Origin of the sequence: Tsukamurella sp. 8F (genome assembly GCF_029167375.1) — a bacterium.
Classification (GTDB): domain Bacteria; phylum Actinomycetota; class Actinomycetes; order Mycobacteriales; family Mycobacteriaceae; genus Tsukamurella.
The window spans coordinates 241,389-255,560 of record NZ_JARFTP010000001.1 but is presented as its reverse complement, the minus strand read 5'-3'; the positions used below and the strand labels follow the sequence as shown (position 1 = coordinate 255,560).

16 protein-coding genes and 1 pseudogene are annotated in these 14,172 nt (G+C 69.0%); 7 read left to right on the top strand and 10 right to left on the bottom strand.

Going from position 1 to position 14,172, the window contains the following annotated elements; translation table 11 throughout:
• Window positions 1–55: 55 nt before the first annotated feature.
• A pseudogene (locus tag P0W64_RS01260) lies at window positions 56–772 on the top strand (Asp/Glu/hydantoin racemase); the annotation flags it as partial.
• 87 nt (window positions 773–859) lie between these two features.
• Here P0W64_RS01260 and P0W64_RS01255 read toward each other — a convergent pair.
• Complete coding sequence (locus P0W64_RS01255; RefSeq protein WP_275478220.1) at window positions 860–1,351, bottom strand: DUF3830 family protein; 492 nt, start codon at window positions 1,349–1,351, stop codon at window positions 860–862.
• Between the two features lie 64 nt (window positions 1,352–1,415).
• Between P0W64_RS01255 and P0W64_RS01250 the strand changes: the two genes are divergently transcribed.
• Complete coding sequence (locus P0W64_RS01250) at window positions 1,416–2,141, top strand: maleate cis-trans isomerase (RefSeq protein ID WP_275478219.1); 726 nt, start codon at window positions 1,416–1,418, stop codon at window positions 2,139–2,141.
• Between the two features lie 6 nt (window positions 2,142–2,147).
• Here the strand turns inward: P0W64_RS01250 and P0W64_RS01245 are convergent, their stop codons facing one another.
• The 4 genes from P0W64_RS01245 to nadA form a co-directional block, all read right to left on the bottom strand.
• Window positions 2,148–3,200, bottom strand: coding sequence for an NAD(P)-dependent alcohol dehydrogenase (locus P0W64_RS01245; RefSeq protein WP_275478218.1), 1,053 nt, complete (start codon window positions 3,198–3,200; stop codon window positions 2,148–2,150).
• A gap of 86 nt (window positions 3,201–3,286) precedes the next feature.
• Window positions 3,287–4,150 (bottom strand): carboxylating nicotinate-nucleotide diphosphorylase, encoded by an 864-nt coding sequence (gene nadC / locus P0W64_RS01240; RefSeq protein ID WP_275478217.1) that lies wholly within the window; start codon window positions 4,148–4,150, stop codon window positions 3,287–3,289.
• A complete protein-coding gene (gene nadB, locus P0W64_RS01235; protein WP_275478216.1) occupies window positions 4,147–5,640 on the bottom strand; it encodes an L-aspartate oxidase in 1,494 nt (497 codons plus the stop codon). Before nadB ends, nadC begins: the two co-directional genes overlap by 4 nt.
• Window positions 5,637–6,686, bottom strand: coding sequence for a quinolinate synthase NadA (gene nadA, locus P0W64_RS01230; RefSeq protein WP_275478215.1), 1,050 nt, complete (start codon window positions 6,684–6,686; stop codon window positions 5,637–5,639). Before nadA ends, nadB begins: the two co-directional genes overlap by 4 nt.
• 120 nt (window positions 6,687–6,806) lie before the next feature.
• Here nadA and P0W64_RS01225 point away from each other — a divergent pair, with 120 nt between their 5' ends.
• On the top strand, window positions 6,807–7,490 hold the full coding sequence (locus P0W64_RS01225) for an NUDIX domain-containing protein (protein ID WP_275478214.1): 684 nt from the start codon (window positions 6,807–6,809) through the stop codon (window positions 7,488–7,490).
• Window positions 7,491–7,502: 12 nt separating this feature from the next.
• On the opposite strand, the gene P0W64_RS01220 is transcribed toward P0W64_RS01225, so the two are convergent.
• The 3 genes from P0W64_RS01220 to P0W64_RS01210 are packed head-to-tail and all read right to left on the bottom strand — an operon-like array spanning window position 7,503 to window position 9,554.
• A complete protein-coding gene (locus P0W64_RS01220) occupies window positions 7,503–8,318 on the bottom strand; it encodes an ABC transporter permease (protein ID WP_275478213.1) in 816 nt (271 codons plus the stop codon).
• Window positions 8,315–9,034, bottom strand: a complete 720-nt coding sequence (locus P0W64_RS01215; protein WP_275478212.1) for an ATP-binding cassette domain-containing protein — start codon at window positions 9,032–9,034, stop codon at window positions 8,315–8,317. The genes P0W64_RS01220 and P0W64_RS01215 overlap by 4 nt, the downstream gene beginning before the upstream one ends.
• A 40-nt stretch (window positions 9,035–9,074) precedes the next feature.
• Window positions 9,075–9,554 carry a hypothetical protein gene (locus tag P0W64_RS01210; RefSeq protein ID WP_275478211.1) on the bottom strand — a complete coding sequence of 160 codons (480 nt, stop codon included), beginning with the start codon at window positions 9,552–9,554 and terminating at the stop codon, window positions 9,075–9,077.
• A gap of 167 nt (window positions 9,555–9,721) precedes the next feature.
• Between P0W64_RS01210 and P0W64_RS01205 the strand changes: the two genes are divergently transcribed.
• A complete protein-coding gene (locus P0W64_RS01205; protein ID WP_275478210.1) occupies window positions 9,722–10,684 on the top strand; it encodes a patatin-like phospholipase family protein in 963 nt (320 codons plus the stop codon).
• Between the two features lie 12 nt (window positions 10,685–10,696).
• Here the strand turns inward: P0W64_RS01205 and P0W64_RS01200 are convergent, their stop codons facing one another.
• Together P0W64_RS01200 and mftR are read right to left on the bottom strand one after the other, a co-directional pair.
• Window positions 10,697–11,674: an acyl-ACP desaturase gene (locus P0W64_RS01200; protein WP_275478209.1), complete on the bottom strand. Its 978-nt coding sequence runs from the start codon at window positions 11,672–11,674 to the stop codon at window positions 10,697–10,699.
• A 60-nt stretch (window positions 11,675–11,734) separates the two neighbouring features.
• Window positions 11,735–12,337, bottom strand: a complete 603-nt coding sequence (mftR, locus tag P0W64_RS01195; protein ID WP_275478208.1) for a mycofactocin system transcriptional regulator — start codon at window positions 12,335–12,337, stop codon at window positions 11,735–11,737.
• A 113-nt stretch (window positions 12,338–12,450) separates the two neighbouring features.
• Here mftR and mftA point away from each other — a divergent pair, with 113 nt between their 5' ends.
• The 3 genes from mftA to mftC are packed head-to-tail and all read left to right on the top strand — an operon-like array spanning window position 12,451 to window position 14,167.
• Window positions 12,451–12,549: a mycofactocin precursor MftA gene (mftA, locus tag P0W64_RS01190; protein WP_275478277.1), complete on the top strand. Its 99-nt coding sequence runs from the start codon at window positions 12,451–12,453 to the stop codon at window positions 12,547–12,549.
• 14 nt (window positions 12,550–12,563) lie between these two features.
• Complete coding sequence (gene mftB, locus P0W64_RS01185) at window positions 12,564–12,947, top strand: mycofactocin biosynthesis chaperone MftB (RefSeq protein WP_275478207.1); 384 nt, start codon at window positions 12,564–12,566, stop codon at window positions 12,945–12,947.
• A complete protein-coding gene (gene mftC, locus P0W64_RS01180; RefSeq protein WP_275478206.1) occupies window positions 12,944–14,167 on the top strand; it encodes a mycofactocin radical SAM maturase in 1,224 nt (407 codons plus the stop codon). The genes mftB and mftC overlap by 4 nt, the downstream gene beginning before the upstream one ends.
• Window positions 14,168–14,172: the final 5 nt, after the last annotated feature.

The window sequence follows — 14,172 nt, the reverse complement described above, 5'->3', positions numbered from 1 at the left end:
TTCGAGGCGCCGCGGCACCGTGCCCGAGTGGCGAGGTGCGCCCGTCGCACCCAGAATGGGGGCGGTAGCCCTTCGTCTTTCGATCACCAGCCCGGGAGGTGACATGCCGATCCCGTCCGATTCCCCTGCATTCGTCGGCGTCATCGCACCCTATGACTTCGCCCTCGACCGCGAGATGTGGCGCTGGGCACCCCGCACCGTCGACCTCCTGGTGACCCGCACGCCGCAGCTCGGGCTGGGGTCGACGGTCGAGATGGCCGAGGCCATCAGCTCGGACCGCGCAGTACGCAAGGCGACTCAGCAGTTGCTCACGACCGCACCCTCTGTCGTCGTATACCTATGTACCTCCGGCAGTTTCGTACGTGGAGCCGTGGGCGAGCGGCGGCTGCGACGCGTCATGACGGACGCGGGAGCGCCGATCGCGGTGACCACGGCAGGCGCGGTCGTCGACGCGTGTGCCGCGCTGGACGTGCACCGCCTCGCAGTGGCCACGCCCTATACGGGGGCGGTGAGCGCGCGACTGCACGACTTCCTGGCGGAGTCCGGCGTCGATGTCGTCGCGAGCGGGCAACTGGGACGCGAGGACCGCATCTGGCAGGTGACGCCCGCGGAGATCTCGGCACTCGTACGCTCCGTGGACCGCCCCGACGCCGACGGCGTGTTCATAAGCTGCACGAACCTGCGCACCTACGACCTCATCCCCCGCCTCGAGGACGAATTGGGCAAGCCGGTGCTCACTGCCAATCAGGTGTCGCTGTGGGCGGCGTTGCGCGCCGCCGGGATCCGCCGGCCGTACGCGCGGCAGCTACTGTTCCGGCGCACCCGCCAGCGGGCGCGCCGCGGCCCGCGCCGATCGCCGTCACAGGCCGCCATCGCGGCGCTCGAAGCGCAACCGCTCCCCTTCGGCGCCGGTGCGCCAGAGGTCGTTCGCGGCGCCGGCGAGGTCGTCGAGGCCCCGCTCGATCGTCGCGAACACGGTCCCCGGAACGAACCCGAAATCCGGGTTGAGTAGCAGGTTGTTCCGCCCGTAGAAGAGCGCCAGGTCGATCTGGCCGCCCTGCGCCGCATACCCGTGGGTAGCTGGTGTCAGCTGCCACGGCTCGAACGCGAAGTACATCACGTCGCCCGGGATCGGCGTTATGGTCGGGTTCTCCAGCCCCGGCTCTGCCCGGGCGAAAGCCTGTACCAGCGTGTAGATCTCGTTGCGCGCATATTTCGCGTGATAGACCTCGTCGCCCAGCGGGAGGGCGTCCCACACGGCGTCGCACGTCTTGGGGGCGAGGTCGTCGAGCAGCCGTGCCGTACACGTGACGCCACGGCGGGCGAGGGTGATGTCGATGTAGCGAGCCACGGGCGGACTCCTTCCATGCGAGGTAGATTGCCGACAATCTACATCCGCGCGAGGAGGTGCGACCATGACCTTCACGACCGTCGGGATCCTCTACCCCGGCCACTCTGCAGAGGACGACTACCCGCTGTTCGAGACCCTGCTGCCGGGCACGTGCGCGCTGCCCGTCCAGCACACCCTCATGAACGTCGACGCCCACCGCGTCGAGCAGTTGCTCGACTGGGGACGCCCCGAGACGCTCGCCGCCGGCGCCCTGGCGCTACGTTCCCGCGGAATAGCGCCCGACGTGGTCATGTGGGCCTGCACGAGCGGCAGCTTCGCCTATGGTTGGGACGGCGCGCATGAGCAGGCCCGGGAACTCGGGGAGGTCGCCGGAGTGCCCGCATCCTCGACGTCCCTGGCCTTCGCTCATGCGCTCGCGGAGCTGGGGTTGGAGAGGGTCGCAGTGGCCGCGACCTATCCCGCCGACGTCGCGGCGCTCTTCGCGGAGTTCCTGGGCCGCGCCGGCACACAGGTCACCGCGGTGACCAGCCACGACATCGTGACCGCCGCCGAGGTCGGGACGATCGACGGCGACAGGCTGGTGGATATGGCGCGCGCCGGCGACTCACCCGAGGCACAAGCTGTGCTGTTGCCGGACACCGCATTCCACACGGCGGCTCATCTCGCCCGCATCGAGGCCGCGGTCGGGAAACCGATTCTCACGGCCAATCAGGTGACGGTCTGGGAAGGGCTTCGGCTGGGCGGATCCCGCCCGGTCGCCGCCGGTCTCGGTGCCCTCTTCGCCGGGTGAAGCCGGTCAGACCGCAGGCAGCGTCGCGGTATCGATGACGAAGCGGTAGCGCACATCCGAGGCGACGACGCGCTCGTACGCCTCGTTGATCTTCTCCGCGGAGATCACCTCGATCTCCGCGCCCAGCCCGTGCTCGGCGCAGAAGTCCAGCATCTCCTGTGTCTGGGCGATGCCGCCGATCATGGATCCGGCGAAACTCCTCCGGTTCCGGGTCAGATCGAAGACGTTCACCGGGACCGGATGCTCGGGCAGGCCGAGCTCGACCAGCGTTCCGTCCACCGCGAGCAGGCCGAAGTACTGGTGCATGTCCAGGTTCGCGGAAACGGTATTGAGGATCAGGTCGAAGCTGCCGCGCAGCTTCTTGAACGTGTCGGGATCGGACGTGGCGTAGTAGTGGTCCGCACCGAGCCGCAGGCCGTCCTCCATCTTCTTGAGCGACTGGCTGAGCACCGTCACCTCGGCACCCATGGCGTGGGCGATCTTCACCCCCATGTGGCCTAATCCGCCGAGGCCGATGATCGCCACCCGCTTACCGGGGCCGGCGTTCCAGTGGCGCAACGGGCTGAACAGCGTGATGCCGGCACACAGCAGCGGCGCGGCCTCAGCGAGGTCGATCCCCTCCGGAATCCGGCACACGTAGTTCTCGTCCACGACGATGCTCGTGGAGTATCCGCCCTGCGTAGGCTGGCCGTCGCGTCCGACGGCGTTGTATGTGCCGGTCATGCCGCGCACGCAGTACTGCTCTTCACCCGCGCGGCACGGCTCGCACTCCCGGCAGGAGTCGACGAAGCAGCCGACGCCGACGCGGTCCCCGACCCTGTACTTCGCGACGTCATCCCCCACGGCGGTCACGGTTCCGGCGATCTCGTGGCCCGGCACCACCGGATAGCGCGCGGCGCCCCACTCGCTGCGGGCCGTGTGTATGTCGCTGTGGCAGATACCGGCGTACTCGATATGGATCTCAACGTCGTGCGGGCCGGGATCCCGGCGCTCGATCGCGAGGGGCGCTAGGGGCTCGGTGGCGGACTGGGCGGCGTAGGCAGAGACCTTGGTAGGCATGCAGCCCATTGTGCAGACCGATGCATGGATGCGCATACCCGGCCGGTCGCACACCGAGCCTTCGGCTCACATGTGACCGTCGCCGGTCACATGTCCAGACCGAGATCCAAGGCGGTGACAGAGTGGGTGAGGGCTCCGACCGCCAGGAGGTCGACGCCGGTCCGGGCGTAGTCCCTGGCGGACTCCAGCGTGAGACCGCCGGACGACTCCAGCCTCGTGCGCGGCGCGTTCTGCTTCCGTCGCTGCACCGCAACCTGCGTCATCCACAGCGGGAAGTTGTCCAGGAGGACGAGGTCCACATCGAGCGCGAGGACCTCGTCGAGCTGCTCGAGCGAGTCGACCTCCACCTCGAGCGGCACCCCGGGCGACCTCCGCCGCACGGCCTCGACCGCCGCCGTCACCGAGCCGGCCGCCGCGACGTGATTGTCCTTGATCAGCGCCTCGTCGCCGAGCGCCATACGGTGGTTCAGACCGCCGCCCGCACGCACGGCGTACTTCTGCAGGACCCGCATGCCCGGCAGCGTCTTTCGACTGTCCCGCACGTGCGCACCAGTGCCCTCGAGCTCCCGGACCCAGCGATCGGTCGCGGTGGCGATGCCCGACAGGTGTGTCAGGAAGTTGAGCAACGTGCGCTCCGCGGTCAGCAGTGCCGCGGTGGGCGCCTCGATCACCATCACGGTGTCCCCGGGTCCGATGGCGGTACCGTCGACCGTCTTGCCGGGGACACGGTAGTTCCCGACGCCGATCACCTCGTCGAGAACCCACTCCGCGACCGGCACCCCGGCGAGCACACCGTGCGCACGACTCACGACGCGGGCCTCCGTCCGGTCGCCCTCCGGCACCGTCGCCAGCGTCGTGACGTCGGGGCCGTAGCGCAGGTCCTCGCGCAACGCCGTGCGGATGAGGCCGACGACCTCGGCGCGGACGGGTTCGAGGGTCAGGTCGGTCATGCACACTCCTTGCTCTCGGCCCGGTCGGTCACTCTCCGGCCACCGACCGTGGGGGCCGGAGGACGCGCGCGGGCCTGATGCACCACTATTCGCGCGAGCGCGGTGAGCGCGGCGTCCTCATGATCTCGCAGGGTCGTCGGAATACGCGCTGGGGCGAACGCGGGGTCGTCCATCAGATCCGTGAGCCGGCTCAGACCCGACGATGTCCGGTTCACGCCGCAGTACCGGGTCATCAAGTCCTGCAGCGCGATCCGATCCGCGATCGGTCGCGGGCCCGAATCGGCAGCGGCGGCGCTCGCCGCGGGCGACACCGCGGCGGACGCCACGCGCAGCCCCATGACAAGCGCCTCCAGCAGACTGTTGGAGGCCAGCCGGTTCGCGCCGTGCAGCCCGGTGCAGGCGACCTCACCGACCGCGTAGAGACCGGGCACCGTCGTCGCTCCGTCGAGGCCGGTGACCACGCCCCCGCACAGGTAGTGCGCGCCGGGCGTCACGGGGACGAGGTCCCGCGCAGGGTCGATTCCCGCGTCGGACACCGCGGCGGTAACCGTCGGAAACCGTCGCGCGAAGCCGGCGATCGACCGCGCATCCAGGTACACGCACGGAGAATCCGTGCGTTCCATGGCTGCCTGCACCGCCCTCGACACCACGTCGCGCGGCGCGAGGTCGCCGAGCGGATGCACGCCCGCGGTGACGGAGGTGCCGTCGGCGGCGACGAGCCGCGCACCCTCGCCCCGCACCGCCTCGGTCACGAGTGCCCGCCGGCCCCGGGCGCCGGGCGTGAACAGCATCGTCGGATGGAACTGCACGAAGTCTACGCCGGAGACCTCGGCGCCTGCCGCCGCGGCGAGCGCGATTCCGTCGCCGGTGGCCCCGAGTGGGTTGGTGGTGCTGGCGTAGAGATGCCCGGCACCACCCGTCGCAAGAACGACCGCGCCCGCGCGCAGATCGCCGCAGTCGGTGCGGACGCCCAGCGCTGCACCGTCGGGCCCGAGCAGCAGGGACTGCGCGACGGCGCGGCGCACGCGGACACCGCCCGAGCGCGCCGCGGCGGTCAGCGCGCGCTGGATCTCTGCTCCAGTGGCGTCGCCGCCGGCGTGGACGATGCGGCGGGCGCTGTGTCCGCCCTCGCGCGTGCGGCTGAGGAGGCCCGTCCCGTCTCGGTCGAAACGCGCGCCCCACGTGATGAGCCTGCGCACCGCGTCTGCACCGCCGGTCAGGATCGACCGCGCCGCGACCTCGTCCACGTATCCGGCGCCGGCCGCGATCGTGTCGGCAACGTGCAGTTCGATCGAGTCGCCGGGGTCGCCCAGCAGCGGATCGTCCGGCGCACACACCGCGACGCCGCCCTGTGCGAACGCCGTGGCCGTCGCAGGCCCGCGATCCGTGGCGGGCTTGCACAGGACCGTCACGTCACGGCCCGCCTCGACGGCCGCGAGTGCCGCCGTCAGTCCGCCGACACCGGCACCGACGACGAGGAGATCGGTCATTCCCCGCCGCCGGGCCGGCCGATGCCGATCATGCGCTCCACGGCGACGCGGCCGGCGGCGGCCATCTCCTCGTCGACGAACACCTCGTCGCGCCCCTCCACGAGGCAGCGCAGCAGCGCGGCCGGGGTGATCATCTTCATGTACCTGCACGACGCCCGGTCGTTGACGGCGCGGAACTCGACTCCCGGCGCTGCCCGTCGGAGCTGGTGCAGCATTCCCACCTCGGTGGCCACCAGAACCTCCTTGGCGCCGGTCGCACGAGCCGCGTCGAGCATGCCACCCGTCGAGAGGATCTTCACGCGGTCCTCCGGCACGGCACCCTCGCCCGCGAGATACAGAGCCGAAGTGGCGCAACCGCATTCGGGGTGCACGTAGAGGTCGGCGTCCGGATGCTCGAGCGCCTGCTGCGCGAGCTCATCGCCGTTGATGCCGGCGTGCACGTGGCACTCACCTGCCCAGATGTGCAGGTTCGCGCGGCCGGTCACCCGCTTTACGTGCGCACCGAGGAATTGGTCCGGGAGGAAGAGTATCTCGCGGTCCGCTGGGATCGACTCCACGACCTCGACGGCATTCGAGCTCGTGCAGCAGATGTCGGTGAGTGCCTTGATCTCGGCAGTGGTGTTCACATACGAGACGACCACCGCCCCCGGGTGCTCGGCCTTCCACTCCTCGAGCTCGACCGCCTTGATGGAGTCGGCCAGCGAGCAGCCTGCCCGCTGGTCCGGAATGAGCACCGTCTTCTCCGGGCTCAGGATCTTCGCGGTCTCGGCCATGAAGTGCACTCCGCAGAAGACGATCGTGTCGGTGGTGACCTCCGCGGCGATGCGAGACAGCGCGAGCGAGTCACCGACGAAGTCGGCGACGTCCTGGATCGCGGGTACCTCGTAGTTGTGGGCCAGGATGGTGGCGTTGCGCAGGGTCGCGAGGCGCTCGACCTCGGCGGCCCACCGGGCGTCGGGCTCGATCCCGGCATAGTGGCCGCCCGCCTCGACGATGTCGTCGTAGAGCGGCGAGCTGGTATCGGGCAGGGATGCTGCTGTGGTCATCGCTCTGCCTCCTGTTCTTCGGCTGGGGTCCCCGGCCGCGCCGGGAGGTTTTCGCTCACTGATCGAAAACCTGCCTTCGACAGTAGCACCGCTATGCCGCGCATGACAGAATCCAGCATCGTGCCCCCCACTGCCCACGAGGTCCTGTCCGTCGTCTTCCGCGTCGACGGCGGCAGCGTGTCCGTCCTGCTCTGGCAGCGCGCGCTGGAGCCCGCCGCGGGAGCCTGGGCCCTCCCCGGCGGCCCGCTGGGGCCGGACGAGGACCTGCCGACCTCCGCGCGCCGCCTCCTCGCCGACAAGGTCGACCTCACGGACGTGGCCCATCTGGAACAGTTCGCGGAGTTCTCCGAGCCGCACCGGATACCGCCCAGCGACAGCGCATCGCGGACGATCGCGTCGGTCTTCCTCGGGTTGGTCCGCGCAGGTACCGAGCCGCGCCTGCCGGAGGACACCGCATGGCACTCCGTGGACGACCTGCCCAACACCGCCTTCGACCACGGCGTCATGGTGCACCGCGCCCGGGCACGACTCGCCGCGCGGCTGTCTTATACCAACATCGGGTTCGCACTCGCGCCGCGCGAGTTCCCCGTCTCGGAGTTGCGCGACATCTATGTCGCCGTGCTCGGATATCCGGTCGACGCAACGAATCTCCTGCGGATCCTGTCCCGCCGGTCTGTCATCACCGCGACGGGCACCACCGCGAGATCGGGGCGCAGCGGCGGTCGCCCGCCCGCCCTGTACCGGTTCCAGGACACGTATCTGCGCGTGACCGACGAATTCGCGACGCTCCGCCCGCCGGGCTGACACACCGGGGCGCTAGCGCATGACGTCCATACGGGACAGGCGGGCGACGGCCGCCGCGAACACCGCTACGCAGAGCACCGTGAAGAATGCCAGTGACCCGATACGGCCGCCGAAAAGACTGTCGATCGTGGACATCTGTCCCACACCGAGCTCGGCGTTGCGGAACGGAGAGAGCCGCTGTAGCAGCATCCCGGCGTCGCCCGGGACGAACGTGACCGCGGTCTCGACGCCGAACTTCCATAGCAGGACGCCCATCATGACGAGACCGGCCCGCGGTAGAAAGACAGCCGACCCGATTCCGAGCAGCGTAGCCAGGACCATGTAGTAGGCGACCCCGCACCAGAGCGCGACCCCGGTCGCCGAGAACAGATCCACCCGCCCCCAGATCTCGGGGAACACCACAGGCAGCCCACCCACCACGATCAGCGTCGCGAGTGCGCCGGCAACTGCGGCCACGGCTCCGAAGACGATCGCCTTCGCCACCGGCAGCGTCCAACGGCGCGCCGACGCGGCGAACACGGTGTCCACGGTGCCGTTCCCGAACTCGGCGCCCATCGAGAACGCGGCGCCGGCCATCAGGATGAACGTCGAGAACACCAGGATCCAGTAGGCGGAGTTGTTCGTGTCCATCCCACCGGAACCGTCGATCCGATTCTGCGCGGCGGCCGCCGCGATGGCCGCGTTCACAGAGAGCGGGATCAAGACGGCCAGCGGGACCGCCACGCTCAGAGCGGGGCTGCGCGGCGACAGTTTCGCCAGCTCACTGCGCACGGCGCGGCGCAGGTGGTGGCGGTCGGCGATAGTCGTACCGACGGTGCCCGTCGTCATCCTGCCTCCTCGCCGACGGCGTGATCGACGCTGCCCCTGGTGATCTCGATGTAGGCAGCCTCTGCCGGCCGGGGACCGCCGCCCTGCGCCACGAACTCGTCGCGGCTGTTGTCGGCGAGCACCCTGCCCCGGCCCATCACCACCACGCGGCATGCGGTGGCCTCGACCTCGGTGAGGTCGTGCGAGGCGACCAACAACGTCGTGCCCGCTGCGGTCAGCTCGGCCAGGAGGTCCCGGAGCCAGAGCACACCGTCGACGTCGAGGCCGGTCCCCGGCTCGTCGAGTACGACGACGTGGGGCGCACCCAACAGCGCCGACCCGATGACCAGCCGTTGCGACATACCGAGCGAGAACCCACCGACCCTGCGGCCCGCCACATCACGCAGGCCGACCCGCCGAAGGACGCGCACGACCTCCGAATCGCCGACCCCGCGCAGGCGTGCCTGCCACCGCAGATGCTGCTCGGCGGTATGCGTGGGGTTGCAGGAGAACGGCCCGAGTCCGACGCCGACCGACGGCGCACGTCGACGGCGATCGGCCAGACCGATACCGTCGACGACCACCTCCCCCGACTCGGGGCGTACAAGGCCCGCCACCATTCGAAGCAGCGTCGTCTTGCCCGCACCGTTCGGCCCGAGCAGGTAGGTCAGGGTGCCCGACGGCACCTCGAAGCTGGCCTCGCGCACCACCGTGCGACCGCCGAATCGCTTCGACACCCCGGTGACGCTGATCACGCGAGCGGGCAGCGCGACGCCATCAGTAACCGAAGTTCGGGTTGCCGGTGCAGGACATCGACTGGCAGTTGGCCTTCCAGTCGAACTTCCACAGGCCGCCTTCGCGCACGTAGTGATAGGTCGCGGTGTTGGCCGGGAAGCCGACGACCACGGCACTCATCGTCGCCGTGGCGGTGTCACCCTTCACCGAGACGCCGTTGACGCGCGCCTTCGCCGAGAGGAAGTCGTACACCTTGGAGAACTCCATCACTTTCGCGAGCGCCGGACGTGCCTTCGCTCCCCCGCGGCTCACGGCCACCTTCTGGTCCAACGAGATCCCCGGGTTCCAGAACGCCGCGGCCTGACGCTCGAGCTGGCCGGACGACGGTGTCGCGGACGTGACCGTGAGGTCGCCGGCAGACGTGTCCCGAACGGTCGTGTCGGCGGACGCGGGCGCGGCACACAGGGCGCCGATGGCCAGCATGGTGGTACCCGTAGCAACGATTCTCCGAAGTGTGCTCACGAGGGTCTTCCTTCAGGCTAGGACGGCCGTCGCGGCCGCGTCGATCGGCCGAGCGAGCGCTCGGTGGGAATTAGGCTAGCGGAACCTAATCGTCGATGCTATAGCGCTGCCCGGGCGCCCGACGCCAACCGGGCGTCCGGTGACCCGGCATGCCCTAACCTGAGATCGTGACGGAGTCGCGCGCAGTCGATCTCGTGCTGGAGGGCGGTGGCGTGAAGGGTGTAGCCCTCCTCGGCGCGGTGCTCACGCTCTCCGATGCCGGCCACCACTTCCCTCGCATAGCGGGGACCAGCGTCGGAGCGCTCGTCGGCGTCCTCGTCGCCGCGTACCAGAAGGCCGGCCGCGACCTCCACGACCTACGCGACGCGCTGGACGCCGTCGACTTCCGGCGGTTCGCCGACGGCAGCGGGCTGCAGCGCGCGCTGGGGCCCATCGGCGACGGGATATCCCTCCTACTACACGACGGGATGCACCCCGGCGGCTACCTCGAGGAGTGGCTGACTCCGCTGCTCGCCGACGCCGGAGTCCACACGTTCTCCGATCTGCGTATCACCGATGACCCCGGAACCTCCCTCGAGCCATACCAGCGCTACCACATGGTCGCGATGGTCACCGACCTCTCCCGACGGGTGTCCGTGCGCCTGCCGTGGGACTACGACCAGTACGGCCTCGACGCCGACCAGCAGCCTGTCGCGCCCGCTGTCCACGCCTCGATGGCCGTCCCGTTCTACTTCCGGCCGGTCCAGGTCGAGACGTCGCGGGGTACGTGCACCTGGGTCGACGGCGGGGTGCTCGACAACTTCCCCGTCACCGTCTTCGACCGCACCGACCGGGCGGCCGAGCGGTGGCCCACGTGGGGTGTCAAGCTCTCGGCCGAGCCCGACGCCGACCGGCCCGACCGTCCGGTGCGCGGCCCCCTGGATCTGGTCAAGGCGTGCCTCGGCACCGTGACCAACGAGGACGCAGGGCGCTATCGGCTCGCCGAGGAAGGAGTCGGGCGCCGCACGGTCTATATCGACACGACCGGCATCGGTTCGCTCGATTTCGATCTCACCGCGGCGGACCGGCAGCGTCTCTTCGACGCCGGGCGACGCGCGGCGGATCAGTTCCTGGAACTGCAGCGGTCGTGACCCCGCGCCGCGTCAGCCGGCGGCGGCCACCTTCTCGGGGTCGATGCCGCGCTTCGCGGCACGGGCACGTTCGCGCTCGACGGCGCGAGCCCGCGACTCCTCGAACCGGATGACGTTCTTCTCCATCTGATCCATGAACTCGGCGAGTTCCGCACGTGCCTGCTCACCGCGCGCCGTGAGGTCGTCGCGATCGAACACCCTCCAGATCTTGAAGATCGGCTTCAGCACCTCGTCCATGTGCTGACGCAGGTCGTAGATGCCGTGCTTGACCATCAGGACCCCGTTGCGACGGAAGCCGGGTTTGCCCTCACCCGGCATGACGAAGTTCGTGGTGATCTTCTTGATCGCCTCCATCGTCTGATCCGGTGCAAGGTCCAGCGCCGCCCCTGTGATGTTGCGGTAGAAGATCATGTGCAGATTCTCGTCTGCGGCGATCCGCTTGAGCAGTCTGTCCGCAACCGGCTCGTCGCACACCCGTGCCGTCTGCCTGTGACTGATGCGGGTCGCGAGCTCCTGGATCGACACGTACACCACCTGATTCAGTGCGCCACCGAAGCCGTCCGGCGCTGCGACGCCGAGCTCCAGGTGCGTCATCCGGTCCTGCTCGAGTGCGACCGGGTCGACGCTTCGCGTCGCGACCAGATAATCGCGCATCGCGATGCCATGCCGGTTCTCCTCCGCGGTCCAGCGGCCCACCCACGCGCCCCATGCATCGTCCAGGGTGAAGTTGTCGGCGATGGTCCGGTGGTACGACGGCAGGTTGTCCTCGGTCAGGAGGTTGGTGATCATCGCGACCCGGGCGACCTCGGACAGCGGGGACTGCTCGACGGACCAGTCCTCGCCACCGAGGGCCGCGAAATCGCGCCCGTCGTCCCAGGGGACGTAGTCGTGCGGGTTCCAGTTCTTGGCCACCCTCAGGTGCCGGTCGATATTCTCGGCGACGACGGGTTCGAGTTCGGTCAGGAGCTGCAACTCTGTGAGATCCGTCATACCCATCGACTATATGTCGCATCCTCACGGATCGCAGCATAAGTGCGCAACGAACAGGGATCAGGCTTCCAGATACGCTCGCAGGCCCGACATCGCGCGGGAGAGCAGGGCCAGCAGGTCCTGCTCCGGATCGGCCAGCCACGTCTCGTAGGCGGACAGCGAAAGAGCCAGGCTGACGTGACCGACGGTCCGCGGCAGCAGATCCGAAGGCGACGTGCCGGTACGCGCGGCGACGTACTCGGCGATCACGGCGCGCCACTGCCCGTAGCGGAGGACGGAATGGGCCTCGAGCGCCGGCGTGCCCAGGATCAAGGCCATGCGCTCGATGTGGCTCGGCACCCCGGGCCTGAACCGGTTGAACTCGAGCACACAGTCGTGGACCGCCTGGAACAACGGCAGCTCCGGATCCGCGGCGGCGAGGAGTTCACGCAGGTGCGTCAGGGTCTGGTCGAACTGCCCCCACGGGATGTCGTTCTTGGAGGGGTAGTAGCGGAAGAGGGTCCGCCGGGAGACCCCCGCCTCCGCTGCGATCGCAGCCATCGTCGTCTTCTCGAACCCGCGATCGGCGAACAGGCGGAACGCCGCCCGCTCGATATCTCCCAGTGAGGTCACCTCCGGGCGCCCGACCGTCGGTGCCCGACGCTGCTGGACCTGCCGTGACATGGACCGACGGTAGCAATATCGACCTAACCCTTCCTTTTTGCATCGAGTGCAATTATTGTGTGCTGCACGTCACAAGCGGGATCCGTGGCGTGAACGAACCCGGAACGAAGGAGATGGACATGGCCGATCAACACGTGACCGACGAGACCGACGTCGTCGCCGAGAGCCTCATCGAGGACGTCTCGATCGACGGCATGTGCGGCGTCTACTAGAACGCCCGTTACCGATGACAACCCCCGATACGGAGCGGAAGGGCACGCAGATGGAGGACGCGATGTTGGACGAGCCGATGTTGGACGAGCCGATGTTGGACGAGCCGATGTTGGACGAGCCGATGTTGGACGAGCACTGGACGACGTCACCGTCGGTGGCGCTGCGCCCGGAACCGTTCGGGGCACTCCTCTACCACTTCGGCAACCGCCGACTGACCTTCCTCAAGAGGCCGGAGTTGGTAGCGGTCGTCCGCGAGCTCGCGGGCGCGCGGGACGTTCGGGCCGCGCTCGACGCGGCCGGCATAGACGAGGAGTCCCGGCCCGCGTACCTGCGCGCGCTGGCCGGACTCGCCGACGGCGACATGATCCGACGCGCAGCGACCGGAGGTGCGGCATGACCACACTCGAACGACCGCGAGGCGGAAGTCTCATCCAGCAGTTCGAACTCGGCCTCGACGCGCCGATCTGTCTGACCTGGGAGCTCACCTACGCCTGCAACCTGGAGTGCGCCCACTGCCTTTCGAGCTCGGGCCGGCGCGACCCACGCGAGCTGACCACGCAGCAGTGCAAAGCCGTGATCGACGAACTGGAGCGCATGCAGGTCTTCTACGTCAACATCGGCGGCGGCGAGCCCACCATCCGGCCCGACTTCTGGGAGCTCGTCGAATACTCCGTCGCCCACAAGGTCGGTGTGAAGTTCTCCACCAACGGCGTCCGCATCGACCGCGGGAAGGCCGAATTCCTCGCACGCACACCGTACGTCGACGTCCAGATCTCCCTCGATGGTGCGACCGCAGAAGTCAACGACTACGTCCGCGGTCCCGGTTCGTACGACACTGCGCTGCGAGCTCTACGCAATCTGCGCGACGCAGGCTTCACCGATGCCAAGATCAGCGTGGTCGTCACACGGCAGAACGTCGGGCAACTCGACGAGTTCAAGGCGATCGCGGACGAGTACGGCGCGACGCTGCGGCTCACACGCCTCCGGCCTTCCGGTCGTGGCGCGGATGTGTGGGATGAGCTGCATCCGCTCCCCGAGCAGCAGCGGGATCTCTACGAGTGGCTGCTACGGAACGGCGAGAACGTACTCACCGGCGACTCGTTCTTCCACCTCGCGGCATTCGGCGAATCCCTGCCTGGCCTCAACCTCTGCGGCGCTGGACGCGTCGTCTGCCTGATCGACCCGGTCGGCGACGTGTACGCCTGCCCGTTCGCGATCCACGACACCTTCAAAGCGGGCAACCTTCTCGCCGACGGCGGATTCCGGCGCGTGTGGCAACAATCCGACCTGTTCGCCGATCTACGCGCCCCGCAGACTGGCGGCGCGTGTGCGAGCTGCCACGCGTACGACTCGTGCCGCGGCGGGTGCATGGCCGCGAAGTTCTTCACCGGCCTGCCGCTCGACGGCCCGGATCCCGAGTGCGTACAGGGTCACGGCGAGGGCGCCCTGGGCCGCGACCGGAGTGTCCCGGCACCCTCGCAGAACCATTCGAAACTCAGCCCGACGCGCAACCAGCCGGTGATGCTCCAGCTCACCCGGCGCAGGCCTGACTCCGCTCCCCCGGTCTCGGCCTGCGCGGCCTCCCCCCTGGCCGACTTCCGCCCTGAAAGCGATTGAGAGAC